The sequence below is a fragment of the Gimesia sp. genome (assembly GCF_048260065.1).
GTDB lineage: Bacteria > Planctomycetota > Planctomycetia > Planctomycetales > Planctomycetaceae > Gimesia.
On record NZ_JBLXHC010000019.1, the window covers coordinates 70,578 to 85,702 of the forward strand.

Annotated in this window: 10 protein-coding genes and 1 pseudogene; 6 read left to right on the forward strand and 5 right to left on the reverse strand. The window is 41.9% G+C overall.

The features are described from left to right. The first annotated feature begins 17 nt into the window (after nt 1-17). Nucleotides 18-3,071: a DEAD/DEAH box helicase gene (locus ACN0YN_RS26555; RefSeq protein WP_145192960.1), complete on the forward strand. Its 3,054-nt coding sequence runs from the start codon at nt 18-20 to the stop codon at nt 3,069-3,071. A gap of 10 nt (nt 3,072-3,081) precedes the next feature. Then, nucleotides 3,082-6,366 carry a sacsin N-terminal ATP-binding-like domain-containing protein gene (locus tag ACN0YN_RS26560; protein ID WP_145192958.1) on the forward strand — a complete coding sequence of 1,095 codons (3,285 nt, stop codon included), beginning with the start codon at nt 3,082-3,084 and terminating at the stop codon, nt 6,364-6,366. Between the two features lie 116 nt (nt 6,367-6,482). On the opposite strand, the gene ACN0YN_RS26565 is transcribed toward ACN0YN_RS26560, so the two are convergent. After that, complete coding sequence (locus ACN0YN_RS26565) at nt 6,483-6,845, reverse strand: hypothetical protein (protein ID WP_145192956.1); 363 nt, start codon at nt 6,843-6,845, stop codon at nt 6,483-6,485. 570 nt (nt 6,846-7,415) lie between these two features. Between ACN0YN_RS26565 and rnhA the strand changes: the two are divergent. Then, a pseudogene (gene rnhA, locus ACN0YN_RS26570) lies at nt 7,416-7,889 on the forward strand (ribonuclease HI); the annotation flags it as partial. Between the two features lie 269 nt (nt 7,890-8,158). On the opposite strand, the gene ACN0YN_RS26575 reads toward rnhA, so the two are convergent. Next, nucleotides 8,159-8,968 (reverse strand): Rho termination factor N-terminal domain-containing protein, encoded by an 810-nt coding sequence (locus tag ACN0YN_RS26575; protein WP_197996874.1) that lies wholly within the window; start codon nt 8,966-8,968, stop codon nt 8,159-8,161. A gap of 72 nt (nt 8,969-9,040) precedes the next feature. Further along, entirely contained in the window at nt 9,041-10,015 is a 975-nt protein-coding gene (locus tag ACN0YN_RS26580; RefSeq protein ID WP_197996873.1) for a J domain-containing protein, read from the reverse strand. A 241-nt stretch (nt 10,016-10,256) separates the two neighbouring features. Here ACN0YN_RS26580 and ACN0YN_RS26585 point away from each other — a divergent pair, with 241 nt between their 5' ends. Then, nucleotides 10,257-10,580 (forward strand): hypothetical protein, encoded by a 324-nt coding sequence (locus ACN0YN_RS26585; protein ID WP_145192949.1) that lies wholly within the window; start codon nt 10,257-10,259, stop codon nt 10,578-10,580. A gap of 349 nt (nt 10,581-10,929) precedes the next feature. Here ACN0YN_RS26585 and ACN0YN_RS26590 read toward each other — a convergent pair whose 3' ends face one another. Together ACN0YN_RS26590 and ACN0YN_RS26595 are read right to left on the reverse strand one after the other, a co-directional pair. Then, nucleotides 10,930-11,934, reverse strand: coding sequence for an SEC-C metal-binding domain-containing protein (locus ACN0YN_RS26590; RefSeq protein WP_197996872.1), 1,005 nt, complete (start codon nt 11,932-11,934; stop codon nt 10,930-10,932). Next, entirely contained in the window at nt 11,906-12,172 is a 267-nt protein-coding gene (locus tag ACN0YN_RS26595; RefSeq protein WP_145192947.1) for an SEC-C metal-binding domain-containing protein, read from the reverse strand. Before ACN0YN_RS26595 ends, ACN0YN_RS26590 begins: the two co-directional genes overlap by 29 nt. 1,617 nt (nt 12,173-13,789) lie before the next feature. Between ACN0YN_RS26595 and ACN0YN_RS26600 the strand changes: the two genes are divergently transcribed. Then, nucleotides 13,790-14,479, forward strand: coding sequence for a hypothetical protein (locus tag ACN0YN_RS26600; protein ID WP_145192945.1), 690 nt, complete (start codon nt 13,790-13,792; stop codon nt 14,477-14,479). 64 nt (nt 14,480-14,543) lie between these two features. Further along, entirely contained in the window at nt 14,544-14,852 is a 309-nt protein-coding gene (locus ACN0YN_RS26605; protein ID WP_145192943.1) for a hypothetical protein, read from the forward strand. Nucleotides 14,853-15,125 lie beyond the last annotated feature (273 nt).

The following is a 15,125-nucleotide window of genomic DNA, read 5'->3' on the forward strand; positions in this document are numbered from 1 at the left end:
CCCAAGAAATGTTATAAATGCCGGACTCACAACCATACCATCTGGGCCAAATCGTTCGCCTGAAATCTCAGCCAGATAAAATCGGTGCAGTTGTAGAAGTAAAAGAGACAGACCCGGAATATCAATATACTGTTCTGATTGATGGAAAAGCTTCCAGCTATTTCACCTCACAACTGATTGCTGATGACGAACCCAGTCAAATCAAGCAGGTTCTGTCAGCAACAGAATGTCAGGCACTTCTCACAGCCCGCTTAATCAATCACCCAAGCACATCAACACTCTATTCATTAAATGCTGCTCGCATTGATTTTGTTCCGTATCAATACCGCCCCGTGCTCCGATTTCTTCGAGCTGACCGCCCCCGCCTGCTGATCGCAGATGGTGTTGGTGTTGGAAAGACCATAGAAGCAGGACTGATTTTACGTGAATTACAGGCTCGACAGGAAATCAACTCAGTATTAATCATATGTCCCCGACCACTCCTTTCTGAAAAGAAGTGGCAGACAGAAATGAAGCGGTTCGATCAGAACTTCGAACATTTCGACGGGAAAATGCTTCGTCACTGCATTTCCGAATGCGATCTTGATGGAGAATGGCCTGAAAGACACCAGTTTGGAATCATTCCCTATTCAATACTAAATGAAGAAATTATCACTGGTACTAAAACAGGCAAGAATTCAAAGAAGCCTTGCTTACTGGATCTCGATCCTGCCCCTCATTTTGACCTTGTTATTGTGGACGAAGCCCACCGGATCTCGAACCCCACTACTTATGGTCACGAGGCTGTTAAATATTTCTGCGATAACGCAGAAGCTGTCATATTTTTGACTGCCACTCCCCTCCAGCTTGGCAATTGTGACCTCTTTTCACTATTAAAATTGTTGAGACCAGATGTAGTGATTGATCGGGATAGTTTCGATCACATGTCAGAGCCGAATCCCATGATCAATGAAGCGGTGAGACATGCCCGTAGTGCATCTGTTGAATGGCAATCCAAGGCGTTGGAAAGCCTGAAAAAGGCACAGTCGACCTCTTGGGGGGCTTCAATGCTCACCAACAACCCGGAAGTGGATGAAATCACCGATAAGCTATCCTCTCCTGATGCCTCGGAACAGGAGAGGATCATAATTATCGATCAACTTGAAAACCTGCATACGTTTTCAGGGATTATCAATCGTACTCGCCGACGTGATATTGGTGAATTTACGATACGACAATCCCACACAGTAGAAGTCCCTTTTACTGATTCTCAAAACACTTTGCATGATGCTCTTTTGAAAGTACAGTCAGATATTCTTGCAGATTTGCACGGTTCAAGAAGTGTCAACTTCATGATGTCCACGATTCGCCGTCAGGCAGCCAGTTGCTTGTATGGGCTTGCACCGTATATCAAAGACATTCTGTCACGACATATCTGTGAAGAGGAACTCTCAGAAGTAGACATCGAAGATTTTGGGATCGAATCAGGTGATTTGAATTCTATCGCTGAAAGAATCCAATCAGTTATTGCTATGGCGAATAATCTGGACAAGAAAGACCCCAAGCTAGAGAAAGTGATTCAACTTGTAAACCAAAAGCAGGAAGCCCAGATATATCCTAACCACCGAATCATGATATTTAGCTCGTTTCGACACACTTTGCATTACCTCAAAGAAGGGCTGTTAAGTGCCGGGATTCGAGTCGGTCTAGTTCATGGTAATGTTCCTGATGAAGAACGCACAACAGTTCGTCACCGTTTCGAGCGACCTAAAGATGATCCAGAAGCTCTCGACGTGGTTTTGTTTTCCGAAGTTGGGTGTGAAGGTCTGGACTACCAGTTCTGCGATTGCATCATCAATTATGACCTACCGTGGAACCCAATGCGAATTGAACAGCGAATTGGACGTATTGATCGAAACGGACAAAAAAGCCAGTTTGTCAGCGTTTACAATATGATCACACCGGGGACAGTTGATGCTGATATTTATGAACGTTGTTTAATGCGTATTGGAATATTTGAGCAGGCTGTGGGTGCCAGCGAGGACATACTCGGAAAAATCACAAAAGAGTTAAATGAGATTGCTGTTAAATCAGAACTGACTCCCGCCGAACGTCAGGTACGGCTGCGACAACTGGAAGACAATGAAATACGCCAGCTTCTCGAAGAGGAGAAGCTGGAAGAAAAACAGCATGAGTTCTTCGGAATCTCACTACCGTTAAAAGATCGATTCAAAGTGGATGTTGATAATGCTACGAGTTATTGGCTGGAACCGGAAGCAATTCAGAATATGCTCAGTACATATCTGGAAACTATCAACGAATCAGCGGCAATTCTTGGGAAAACGGAAATCAAATCATTGCGTATCAATGAAGAAGCACGCAAGAAAATGCTACAGGACGCTCGTGTCTTCTCCAGTAATAATGATATTCAACAACGGAACTGGGAAAAATGGCTGAAAGGCAATGAACCACATTTACCAATAACATTTGATGGAGAAACTGCCAATGAAGACCGTTCGGTTCAGTTATTGAGTCCGGTACATCCACTGACACGTCAGGCGGCCTTTTCATTTGACACACATACGGACCCTGAAATTCACCTTTCTGTTACAGATAATAGGTTTACAGAAGGAGTCTACCCTTTTGCTATTTATCAGTGGGACTTCATTGGCTTACGGCATGATCTGGAACTTATAGTCATTTCAGATAATGAAAGCATCTCCAGTCATTTCTTTGAATTAATGCAGGTTGCTACAGACTCTGATTCTGTTATTTCAGAAATGGATCTGACTACTCTTGAATCACTCCACTATAACTGTTGGAAAGTTGCCCTTGATTTCCATCGAAGGAAAGTTATCAAGCTGGCAGAATTTAAACGACAGAGCCTGAAAGCCAGCTATGAAGGTCGCATTGCGATGCTTAATGATCGCCTGCGGTCTGCAACTGAAAAGAAGATTCAACGAATGAGAGAAGCTGAAATCAATCGGGCTAATCGGGAATATGAAGAAAGGTCCGCTGAATTAAGCAGCAGTGTTGAGAACCATGATATCAGGTATGAGCAGGTTTTAGTGGGAACAATACGAATAAGTTAAGGTGAGTGTTATGTCAACAGAGTCAGATGAAATGCAAAAACTACTGAGTGACCTCTCAAAAAGTAGACAACGATGGGTCGATGCCAATAAAGAAAATAATTTTAGCGAAGGCATAAATAATCTACTCACGGAACTGTATCCTGAGAATGCTCATTTCATTTATGAATTATTGCAAAATGCGGAAGACGTAGAAGCAAGTTATGTTAGTTTTGAATTGCAAACAGACCAGTTAGTTGTTGAACACGATGGAAAACGTAGATTTACATTTAAAGATTTCGAATCAATCACGAGCATCGGAACGAGCACCAAGAAAGATGATCCAACTGCGATTGGGAAATTCGGAGTCGGATTCAAGGCTGTATTTGCATACACGAAAAATCCAGAAATACATTCAGGGGACCATCATTTTCGGATTCATGATTTAGTTGTTCCTGATACTTCAAATGTGAAAAGAATCAATGTAGGTGATCGCACCCGGTTTGTTTTTCCCTTTGATCATCCTCATAAATTTCCAAGTATAGCTGTCGAAGAAATCAAACGGAGGTTGCTTGAGTTGCCCGATATCACACTGTTGTTTCTTAAACATATCAGTAATATCGAGTTCGTCTTACCGAATGGAAGTAAAGGTTCTTTGCATAGGAAGAGTAATTCAGATTCAATAATAGAAATACAGTCAACACGTCCCCATGATCCAGATCTTGGAACATCAAATACTCAAAATAATAAACACCTAAAAACTAAAACAAACTGGCTGCGTTTTATTGAAAAGGTTGAAATCGCTGACCCAGATAAAGACTACGGGCAAAAAGAATGCGATATCTCGATAGCTTTCCATCTGGAAAGAAAAAGGAGACGCTCAAAAGATAAAAAGAATTCATCTACTCAGACCTCAAATTCAACATGGGAAATTACGCCCCTTGAAAATGGAAATGTATCTATCTATTTCCCGGCCATAAAAGAGATATCACGACTTCGTTTCCACATAAATGCACCATTCGCCTCTACGGTTGCAAGGGACAGTGTTCGTGAATGTAAAGTAAATGAAGATCTAAGAGACCACCTCGCTGATTTACTCGCAAAATCAATGACAGATATCCGAGATTTGGGGCTTCTTACACCAGAATTTTTGGGAGTCCTTCCTGTTCCAGAGGACAACTTAATACCATTTTATGCCCCATTGAGAAAACGGCTTGTCTCTGAGTTCACGAACAAGTCGCTTACTCCAACCTATTACGATAGTTATGCGCCTGCGAAAACCCTGATTCAGAGTAGTGTATCTTTAAAGCAACTACTGTCCAAAAAAGACATCCATTTCTTATTAGATTATTTAAATATGGGGAATGATCGGCAGGAGTGGGTAATAGGCATTTCACAAAATAATCCTCGTTTAGGTCACTTCCTTTCATCGCTCGATATCTCATATATCGGATTTGATGATTTTGTTCAAATGTTAGAGCATAATATAAGTGTCTCCAAGAGTTGGATAGAACCAGATAAAGAATTACTTGATTGGTTAAAATCTAAACCTGATGCGTGGATACAGTCGATGTATGCGTTTCTTTATTCAGAATTAGTAGATGAATATAGGTTTGAGGAATTAGATTCACTATTGATCGTGAAGATGAATGATGGTTCCTTAGGAACCGGTTCAGGATCATATTTCCCAAGTGATGGAGATCAGAACGACATAACGTTTCCTCGGACCAGAGAAAGCATTTATGCTTCTGGTAAAAAGAAAAAGGACCAAGAGAAAGCGAGAAAGTTTCTTGAAGAAATCGGAGTGCGTGAAGTTGGAGAGTCTGACTTAATTCAATCTATTCTCGATGAACGATACAAACCTGATAAAACAGATGATGATATATATTTAAATGAGATAGACGATAATATATTAGCTGGTGACATAAAGAGATTCATTCAGTTCTTAGAAGGGAATCCGAGACAGAATCACTTATTTAAGAATTATTTTCTCTTTGAAACGGATGAAGGAAGAGGAGCAAGGCCATCGTGGGTTTATCTTGATACTCCTTTTTATGATTCTGGCCTTGCACCATTCTATGAATCACTCAAAAAAGAATATCGATCTAGTAAATATTCACTTTCAAACCGCTACTTAAACTTAGAAATCGATCCTGAGAGAATTGGCAAATTCGCAATAGCTCTTGGGGCAACGATTCATTTGGTTCCAGAAAAGAGTCCATGTTTTTGGAATCCATCATGGGATGATAAACTTTCCAATGTAGCCGGAAAGCGTCGTACATCTTCTTGTATTGACGAAGACTATAAAATTGAAGGTTTAGGTGAGGTATTGGAAACACCATCAATTGAAATATCTAGTTTAATTTGGAAGACGATGTACTCGTTACCAGACACTCCGAATTATTTGGTAGCCTGTTATCAGAAAAACGAAGCTAACGGATCTCGATCTGCTCCTTCTCAATTGGTTCACACACTTAAAAATACCAGTTGGATTCCACAAATAAGCGGTAACTTCGTAAAACCCTTGGACGCATCCGCAGAAATGCTACCAGAGGGATTTCGATACGATCCAAGCCAGAGATGGCTTAGTGACGTTGAATTTGGCCGCAGTAGCCAAAAAAAAGAAGCAAAGAGACGTAGTGAACTAGAACTTGCAAATAAATTAGGAATCACTTTAGAGGATGCCGATTTTATCAAGAAACACAAAGAGGCGTTTAACCTGTTCAAAGAAAACAAGAATAGAGAAGCTGCAAATCGACAAGCGGTTGAAAATTCAGACTCTGGAAATATTGAACGTCGTCGCCAGAAAAATATCGAACGTTTGAAAAAGGCCCCAACAAAGAATTCTACTAAGAGAGCTCGGTCTGTACGTGCATATTCCAAATCTGAATATGACGGTCATGCTCTACTGGATTACTATTTTAATGTAGAAGAAGATCAGCCCTTTTGCCAGATATGTTGTGACACAATGCCTTTTATAAATCAGAGGGACGAAGTGTTTGTTGAATATGTTGATCTACTTTCCAAAAGGTGGGCGGATCATGTTGGTGTTCAACTACCAGTGATGACAGATCTCAAATTGGTTTTGTGTCCCGTCTGTAGCGAAATATATCAACAATACATTCATAAAGATATCGAAGCTCAAAAACGTTTAATTAGCTACCTGCTGGAAGATCACGAGGATGATTTCATCATTTGTGATCGACAAAAGGGACGAGATGGAAAAGACAACATTCTCAGGTTTGACCAAAAACATTTAGATGGTATTCGAGTATGTCTTGAGTCCCTTACCCCTTTGGCCGATTCTTCAAGGACTTAAAATGCGTATAAGTAATATTCCTCATCTGTCAGATACTAAAATGAGGCAGCCGTGATTACGGTGATTATAGAGCTTTTCTTTTGTGTATCTGGAAGTAGTGGATCACAACATGCTCCTCACCTAAACATCATCCTCAGATTCGAATCCAATTCATACTCGCCTTTCAAGTGCTTAATCATCGCCAACTGAATTTCAAGTTCGTGTTTAATCTGCGGATGATCGAACAGACTCACTGGTGAATAACTGGAATCGTCTTCTTCGAGCGTGCATTCAAGGCTGTCAATCACTAACTGTGCGATTTTCTGAGCCAACCCGACATCGTTTCTGCGACAACACAGAATGCACATCCCGATGCTCTGCTTCACGATAGATACAATGGGATGAATGTCTTTCATCGGAGCAGACCATTCGTCATTGTTTCCCATGAATTCCATGTCGAGAGCATTCAGTTGATCCTTTTCAGGAATCACACCACCCAACAATGCATCCTAAAGATCGTTCACAATCTCCTGCAATGTTCGAAGGTCGGGTTCTGACAGATTTTCTTCGAGGAGATCGGTATGTGATGTCAGCAAATGGTCGGCACACCATACAGAAAACAAGCATCTTTCAAAATGACGGAGCGTGCGAAGCTGCTTTGTCATGAATTCAGCGTAGTCGTCAAAATCGTGGATTTGTTTCTTCATTAGCACACCGTTTCTCTACTTCTCATTCGCTCTAACATTCTCTGTCCGACTTCATCCACTCGTACTTTGGTTGCCAGTGGTTTGTAGCTGTGATTCTGCTCCCAAAGAATCATAGCCACATCCACTTCAGAACTGTATACTAAAGCAAATCCCAGAGGTTTGTCGCCGGAAACTTGCGACCCGGAGGGATGTTGTGACAGCAATGCATTCAAATTAGGAAAAACAGTGGATATTCATGGATGACCTCAATGATTGGAGAGCCGCTGAGCGTGAAGTAACGAGCCTCAGCGGATAGCAGAGTGCTACTGGCTCAATAGCACTTGTAATTCGAGTTGCACATTTTGTTTGAGACGTGGACAACTAATGAGCGATCAAGAGAAGAGAGTCACGATCTATTCTGATGGCGGTGCTGTTCCCAATCCGGGTAGAGGAGGCTACGGAGTCGTCCTTCGTTTTGGCAAACATTGCAAAGAGCTTTCCGGTGGTTATCGCCTTACAACGAATAATCGAATGGAACTCATAGCAGTGATTGTTGCCCTCGAAGCTCTGAAAGTGCGGTGTCACGTTACTCTTCACAGCGATTCCAAATACATCGTCGAAGCAATCACGGGCGGGTCAGCCTTCAAATGGCGTGCGAAAGGTTGGGCAATGAATGCCTCTCGATCCAAGCTTGCAAAGAACCCAGACCTTTGGGAGCGTTTACTTGCAGCCTACGAGAAGCACGAGGTTGAGTTCGTTTGGGTGAAAGGTCATGCTGGCGTCGAGGACAATGAACGTTGTGACCAATTGGCAGAGGCAGCACTCAATCAAACTGATCTCTTGGAAGACACGGGATATCTGCCCGCCGAAGAAAGCAAAAGCGAAGTGCCGAGGTTGAATACACCGGGCATGAATACGAAGATGACCGAAGAAGGTCAGCCTTGCCGAAAGTGCAACACTCCCATCGTGAAGCGTACCCCCAAGAAAAAAACCGTTAAGGCAGACCAGACCTATTACTATGACTGGTATCTATATTGTTCTGGCTGCCAGTCGATGTACATGGTTGAGGCTGCAAAGCGAGAAGTTGGCGTCGATGGAACGAGGCTAATCTAATCAAAGTGGGATTCTCACGCAGTGGAGTGCTGTCTTTGCAGGATGGCCGAAATGATATCCTTCTTCTTCATTCGCCGAGCCCCATCGATACCACATCCACTTGCCACGTCTCGCAAAGCATATGTCAGCATCGTCTTGAGTACGTCCTCGCTAGACTTAGCATAGTATTTTTGAAGTAGTTCGCAGACGTACTCTTCGTTTATGTAAATCGGGGACTTGTTAGAAATCATGGGCAACCCCAATGTAATCCACCACTTGGCAATTGATGTCTGCAAATACGAGTCCAACCTTACGGCGGCGTCAGGCTCATAGATGTACCACGGTGTCGCACGTGCCATTTCGCCATAGTAGTCCTCACGTCGATAGAACCGCTGATAAACACCATCAAATACTAGCCCATTGGGTAACTCGACCCAAGCATGACCGCCAAAAGCAAGTAATGTTTCACCATGAACAAGTCGGTGACTTTTTCCATAACGTCGCACATCTGTTGAATACTTCAACGCACGCAAGTAGCAATCTTGAGGATAGATCACATCTTGCTCCACCCCCTCGGTCCATGGGGACTCGGGTGGACTTACTTCGTACTGCGCCACTTCCCGCCTTCTACGTTCATAAATGGCAGTAATCCAATAATCGGCATTTGACTTGCCGACATCGGGCGGCCACTCACCTCTCCATGCAGATAGGTCTGGATCGTGGCCTTCGCAGTCACACGTAATCTGCTGCTTGCCGCAAACAGAACAGCGTTCTATGTCACATTCGTTGATATGTGGCTTGCCCACAGCCACTCCACAATCAGGGCATGTTTTTCTTGTCGTCATTTTCTGAATCCCTTCACAATGTCTCTGTAATACATTTATCTGGTAACACATAACCCTGAAAACCAACATTGGTCAGCAGATACTTTTCCCTATATTCATCGCCTGCTCATAAGCCTTTCTCACTCGTTTAAATTCTTCGGCGTCACCACCATTGTCGGGATGATTTGATTTAGCGAGGCGACGGTATGCAGATTTGATCTGATTCTCAGTTGCACTTGCTTCAAGATCCAATATATCAAAGCATTCGGGACGAGACTTGTTGCGACATTCGGCATAGTAGACCTCTGGTGAGCTATAATAAGTATTCCACCACCATCCTTTTGATGATCGATTCGCCTTGCCAATCGTCTCTAACTCCCGACGATCTAAGATGAAAGTGGATTCGATCCAATCCCACCACTCTCCACTCGATTCCACGGATTTATCGTATTCTGTACTTTCAACATAAATGCGTTTTTGGGTCCGCTTCACGATCCGGTATTTCGAAATCGAGTCATGATAACATTTGTCGTAATCTGACCACCATTGATGACACTGATAGACGAACTCTAATGGCAATGCAGTCGAACTAGATGCCTGTTTCTTTGATCTTTGGATAGCTCGTTGCTTCTTCCAATGGGCTTGAGCCATAGAGTTTCCGTCTCTCTGAACTGGACCGACCTTCATTTCGGCGTCACTTAGAGCAATATCAGGGGAAGCGGCAAAGCCACTCGCAATTGGCTCTTCCAAAAAATTGCCTGCTACCCAGAACCAACGATTCTTTCCGAGACTAAAACGAGAAAACAATGGTCGGTCATCCTTTGTTTTTTGCGAAAATAACCAGTGAAAGGCCCAACCGTTGTAACAGGCTCGGCGGTGTCCCATCGCAGCAAGTGCATCCCATGCGGCTCGCCGAGCTTTGGCTTTGGATTTGGCGAATCCACTGACTTTTGGCTCTTGATCGTTCGGCATGTTATGGTCATCTACTTCTGTCCAAACAGCCCAAAACCAGTGCATCTCGCCATACTCTCGTTTGCCAGCATTGCAGCAGGAAATGATATTTTTCATAAGTCGCATCCGAACTGAACCTTGTTGTAAAATAGTCTATTATGAAAACAAGAATGGCAGGAACGACTACATCCTTGTATGTCTGCGCAGCATCCTACGCAGTCGTGATTTTGGGATTATGCCAGCACAGTATGTGGGGCTGACAGGCGGTTCACCTTGTTTCCGAATAAGGCAAACAGACGCTCATAGCGGAGCGTCCAGTAAGAGAGATGTGGTTTTGCGGTAGTCAAAGTATTTTTGCATGTGCGGATTAAATATTAGCAGATTTATTTTTTACGTCAAAAATATTTTCAACCTTCCGAAAAAAGTTGGCGGTCTATCTGCATTTTCTTCCGAGTGCCCGAGCGATCTCCGAAATTCTGACAAGGTTCGGTTTCAGATCATGATCGTCAGCAAGATGATCGGAACTTTCTCCTTGCCAAATCTGATGACATTGACGGCAGACAAAAGAAACGGCTACGGGATTGAAGAAACCCCATTGGTAAGTCCAGTGGTGCGTGTCGGAACCGGGATTGCCACAGATCACGCACCGCCCCTCATCACGCTCGAAAACAAACCAACGTAATTTTTGCCAGCGTGCTGATTCAAGAAGATGCTTATGTTCCATGCAATTATTTATGCGTGGACCGGCAAATTCTCCAACATGAGAAATGTCTAATACACAGTTGTGCTGTTCGCCGACCTGCACAACATTCCGTACCTGTTCGAGATCGTTCTGACATTGCAGCGCTCATGCTGCGCACCTGCAATTCAAGCTGAAAAACAAGGGATTTCGGAGATGTACCAAAAATGGGTACTAATAACACAGAATTTGAATTCAGTAATGTAAAAGTGTGAATCTACACCTTCTCTGTTCTCATCTCCATTTCTGGTGAGTCTGTAGGTCTGATTTGGTTGGTTTGTAGGTCTGATGATCATGGTGGTGGTCTTTGGGAGTGAAGCAAGGCAAAAACAGAAGCCAATCTGTTTTTTTGGTTGGCGATTGCGCCACAACTATAAAGATAGGGTCTGTTGTTGTTATTCTTCTTTGTATCTGTATCTGTTGGGTAGTCCCAAACTGAACCAACAAGTTCAGTCTCATATAAAATCCACCCTTTTTTTGATTGGTTATTCTGATATGAATAATCGTGATTCATTTTCAACCATCCGTTATCAATCAGAACTTGACGGCAAGCCAAGTAATACTCATTATGTTTCCATTCTGGCATTGAATTTTCATTTGCTAATTCATTCCACCAACCCTTGATTGACTTTCTCGGAATATCACCACCATGAGTTTCAGAAACGTGTGATATAATACCGGCAAGTCTCAAGACATGATCACGTTGAATGCCGTTTACAATTCGTCCTTTGGTGTATTGCACTTGTCCATACTCATCAACCCATGTTTCAACATTGATTCTTGTAGACAACGTTTTGCTCAATAGGTGTGACCTTCCCCGCCATTCTTGCATTTTTTTGTTGAGCAATGGCCTTTGTCTGGTACTGCTTCCGCATTTTTTAGGATCGAAAGTCTTTGCTGCAAATTTTGCAATGCCTTTGATCCTGTTTATTCTATTAGACAATCCATCTTCCCAGTTGCCATTGTATATTTTGTATTCTTTGGCTTTGGCAAGTAACTCTTCTGCGTTCAATGGTCGTCTTGCTTGATTGTTGCAGTAGAAAGCCAGTTGTGTATTCTTCTGGAAAGCATCAGGAATACTTCTGATCTCTTCTAATGTTTTGCATAAAGCTTTTGAAGAAACCTCCCCGTCAGGGGCTTTACTGATGTCTGCCCCCTCTTTAGGGGGCAGCATTTCGACGGTCTTTACCGTCGAACAAATACCACTTGAGGTCAAACAGCACTTTTTATACTTCTTTCCACTTCCACAATAACAGGGGTCATTTCTTTTAATCTTTGGTGATTCCCCATCGATCAAGCAAGCAAACTGACAAGAGGTCTTCTTCGTTGTCGAGGTCGAATTCCACTGGTGATGATTCGTCTGTTTCGTTGATTCGTTGAATGAGTCGCTTTGAGAGTCCTTGCCAGTATTCTGTGTCATTGACGATTGACAAGAGGTCTTTTCTTCTATTGCCAATGTGGGGCAAGCAGCACTTTTTATATTTCTTTCCGCTTCCACAGATGCAGGGAGCGTTTCTTTTTGGTTTTTCTGACATAGCATTTCCTTATCTGGTGTGTTTGCACAAGCTTTCTTTAGCTCAACTTCTAAAGTATGCACATCACAATGTTCTCCACGTTGTAACCACGCATAGAAAGCCCACAAACTGTAAGAATCAATATATGTTCTTTGCTTTTCATTTGTTCCCGGCAACCTATCAAGCCTATAGCGTTTTGTCTTTTCCAATATGCCAGTATCAACAATTGTAATTTTATCGAGTCTCATTGGTAAAAAGACTTGTGGGCTATTATCTGGGAAGACTTCTCTTGCACCAATTGAACTGGCTTTCTGTCGCTCGTTTAACCTCTTTCCAATTTCGTTTGCTTCTGAAACTTTAAGAGGTTTCTTTTGGCGATGAAAACCAAAGAACTTGGTGCTGCCATTTCTGGGATTCACTTCAGCCAACCACATCAATTCATTGAATTCAGTGGTGAGAAGCTTATAAGAATCAAGCACTGCTTTGATGTGCTTTGTCGCCTTGATTGTGCCATCGTGCCTATCAAGATCGTCTGTGACACATGGTAGATGTGTTTCATTAGTTCCTCTGACGATACCTCTATGTCTGCCAGCAAGGTGATCTCTTACAGGAGACCATTTGTGTTTTTCTTTTTGAGGAACATCCCAATATCTAGGACCGGGGATTTTTGCACGTCCAGAATCGGAGATTTCAGAAGAGAAATCATAGCCTAAAAACTTATGACCACAGCCAGCATAGAAAAACCTTTGGAAGTCTTCTGTGACTTGAGATTCAGTGCGTTTCTTTTCAAATTGATATTCAGTTTTTGTTATTGATGCACTATAATACATTATCACTATTTTATATTTTTGGGGGAGTTCTTATCAGGGGCTCCCCCATTTTTATTACCTTATTTTTAGTGTTAAACTCATAATGTATAATAGTGGATCTGCCTCAATTTTGAAAATTTATTTCTCCATCTCACCTCTTGCTTCTGCTCTTCCCAAAATGGTTTTTTCTTTGCTTTACAACAAAGAAAATAAACAGCTAAAAGCAGCTAAAAAGCACACTTAATAACGCCAAAAAATAAATCTTTGCTGTACAACAAAGATTTGCTATTTGTGCTTAATAACAGTGCAAATTTTGTGTCCATAAATTAAAGGAATTGCGCTTTAAATCAGATAATCATAAGGTTTGATATGAGTGAATCTGAAACAGGATATTTGACAGAAGAATCAAAAGACTGACACCAATTAATCAAATAGCGTTACGATGTTCGTATTCACAAAAGCAGGAGAAAATCGATGCCGATATTTCTCCTGCTTTTTTTGGTTTTGCTTTACAGCAAAGACACAAAATGTAAAGACCTCCTTACATTTCATCTTGCTTGTATTTACTTTACATTTCGCATAATCTCACGTATAATAGGGCGTAATTCTTAACGATGTAGCCCCTACCGGGACTTTAAAAAAGCTTCATTGAAGCGACTCCCCACTTGGCTATTTCTCACCAGTGCTATCTGGACTGTATAGCACAAACCATGCAATGATTTGCATAAGCTGTGAGAGGTAGTCATCTATGCGCACTCGTCCCCCCTAATTTCTTCAATCAATCTTTGTACTTTACATAATTACAATTTTTGTATTGAGGAAATAAATCATGTCTGAAACAAAACTGACAAAAAGAGAAGCTGACAAAAAAGATCGTCTTGAAGCCATCGTTGATAACTGGATTGATCAAGCATTAGAAGCTGGCAAAGCACTGATGATGATCAAAAAAGAAAAGCTTTACCGAGCCACACATAAGACCTTTGAATCTTATGTAAAAGAGCGTTTTTCAAAAACACGGCAATGGGCTTATGATTTTTGCAATTGGTACGAGGTCAATCATCTGGCTGATCGATTAGCAGCCCCTCTTTCGAACAATGCAACAACTGCATTGTCATCTGTGGCAAAAAATGCACCTGAGAAGGTGAAAGAGATAGTCGAGGAATCATCAAAAATTGCAAAGAAAAACAATCATGATGAGCCAACCAAAGATGATGTCAAAGAGGCAAAGTTGAAAGTGATTCCTGTGAATGCTCCTGCTCCTGCCAAAAAAACTAACAAAATACGCAAAGTATTTGAGGCTTCAATTGTTGTCGATGCGGCAAATCTCATGTCAGTGATTGGAGTGTTTGATGAACTGAAGGTGAAATATGAGCAGTCAAGCAAGTGCGAGCTATCTGTAATGATGGATTCATTCAGTTCATTTATGCTTTATGCAGGCAAGATTTTTGACAAAGCGGAAACCTTTGAATTCTCGATTCATGGCACAAAAGTTGAGATGGCAGAAAAACAAATAGCGTAATTCACTTTGATTCCCCCGATGACATCATCGGGGGAATCATTTCAAATAAAAAAGGAAACTAAAAATGACGAGAATCACAAAAGAAGAAGAAGAATTTATTTTTGACACATTACGTCTCTATCTTAATGATGATATGTATGTTGCAAATTCAGTTGCAATATATCGCCATGAAGATGGGCATCTGTCACATTTTCCATTTTGCGGCTCACCATCAATAGCGGCAGATGGAAGTGATGAGGTGATCTATGAGTGGCATAGTGGATGTTACAATGATGATGATGACCCATTTGAAAATGTAGACGATTTGATTGACGCTTTGCGTGAGGGATTTGTCCGAGAACAAGAAATGGCTGCTGAACGAGAATGGACTTAATACCTATTGGGGAAGTTCCTTATTGGTGCTTCCCCAACTTTTTATCTCTTGTGTATCAATGAATGAAAGAGGAACTGCTGTTTTCTTTTGTCTCAACTTTACTTCCGAGAAAACGGCAAGTTCAATAAGGCAACGCTTTAATGAATTTCTGAGATAGCCCCTATCGGGAAAGGTTCATAATTTCATTCTTGAAATGCCTCCCACCTTGGCTATCTCTCACCTTTAATGTGAGAGATAGCCATGCGCATTTTGGACGCTTACTCTGCTCGTCCT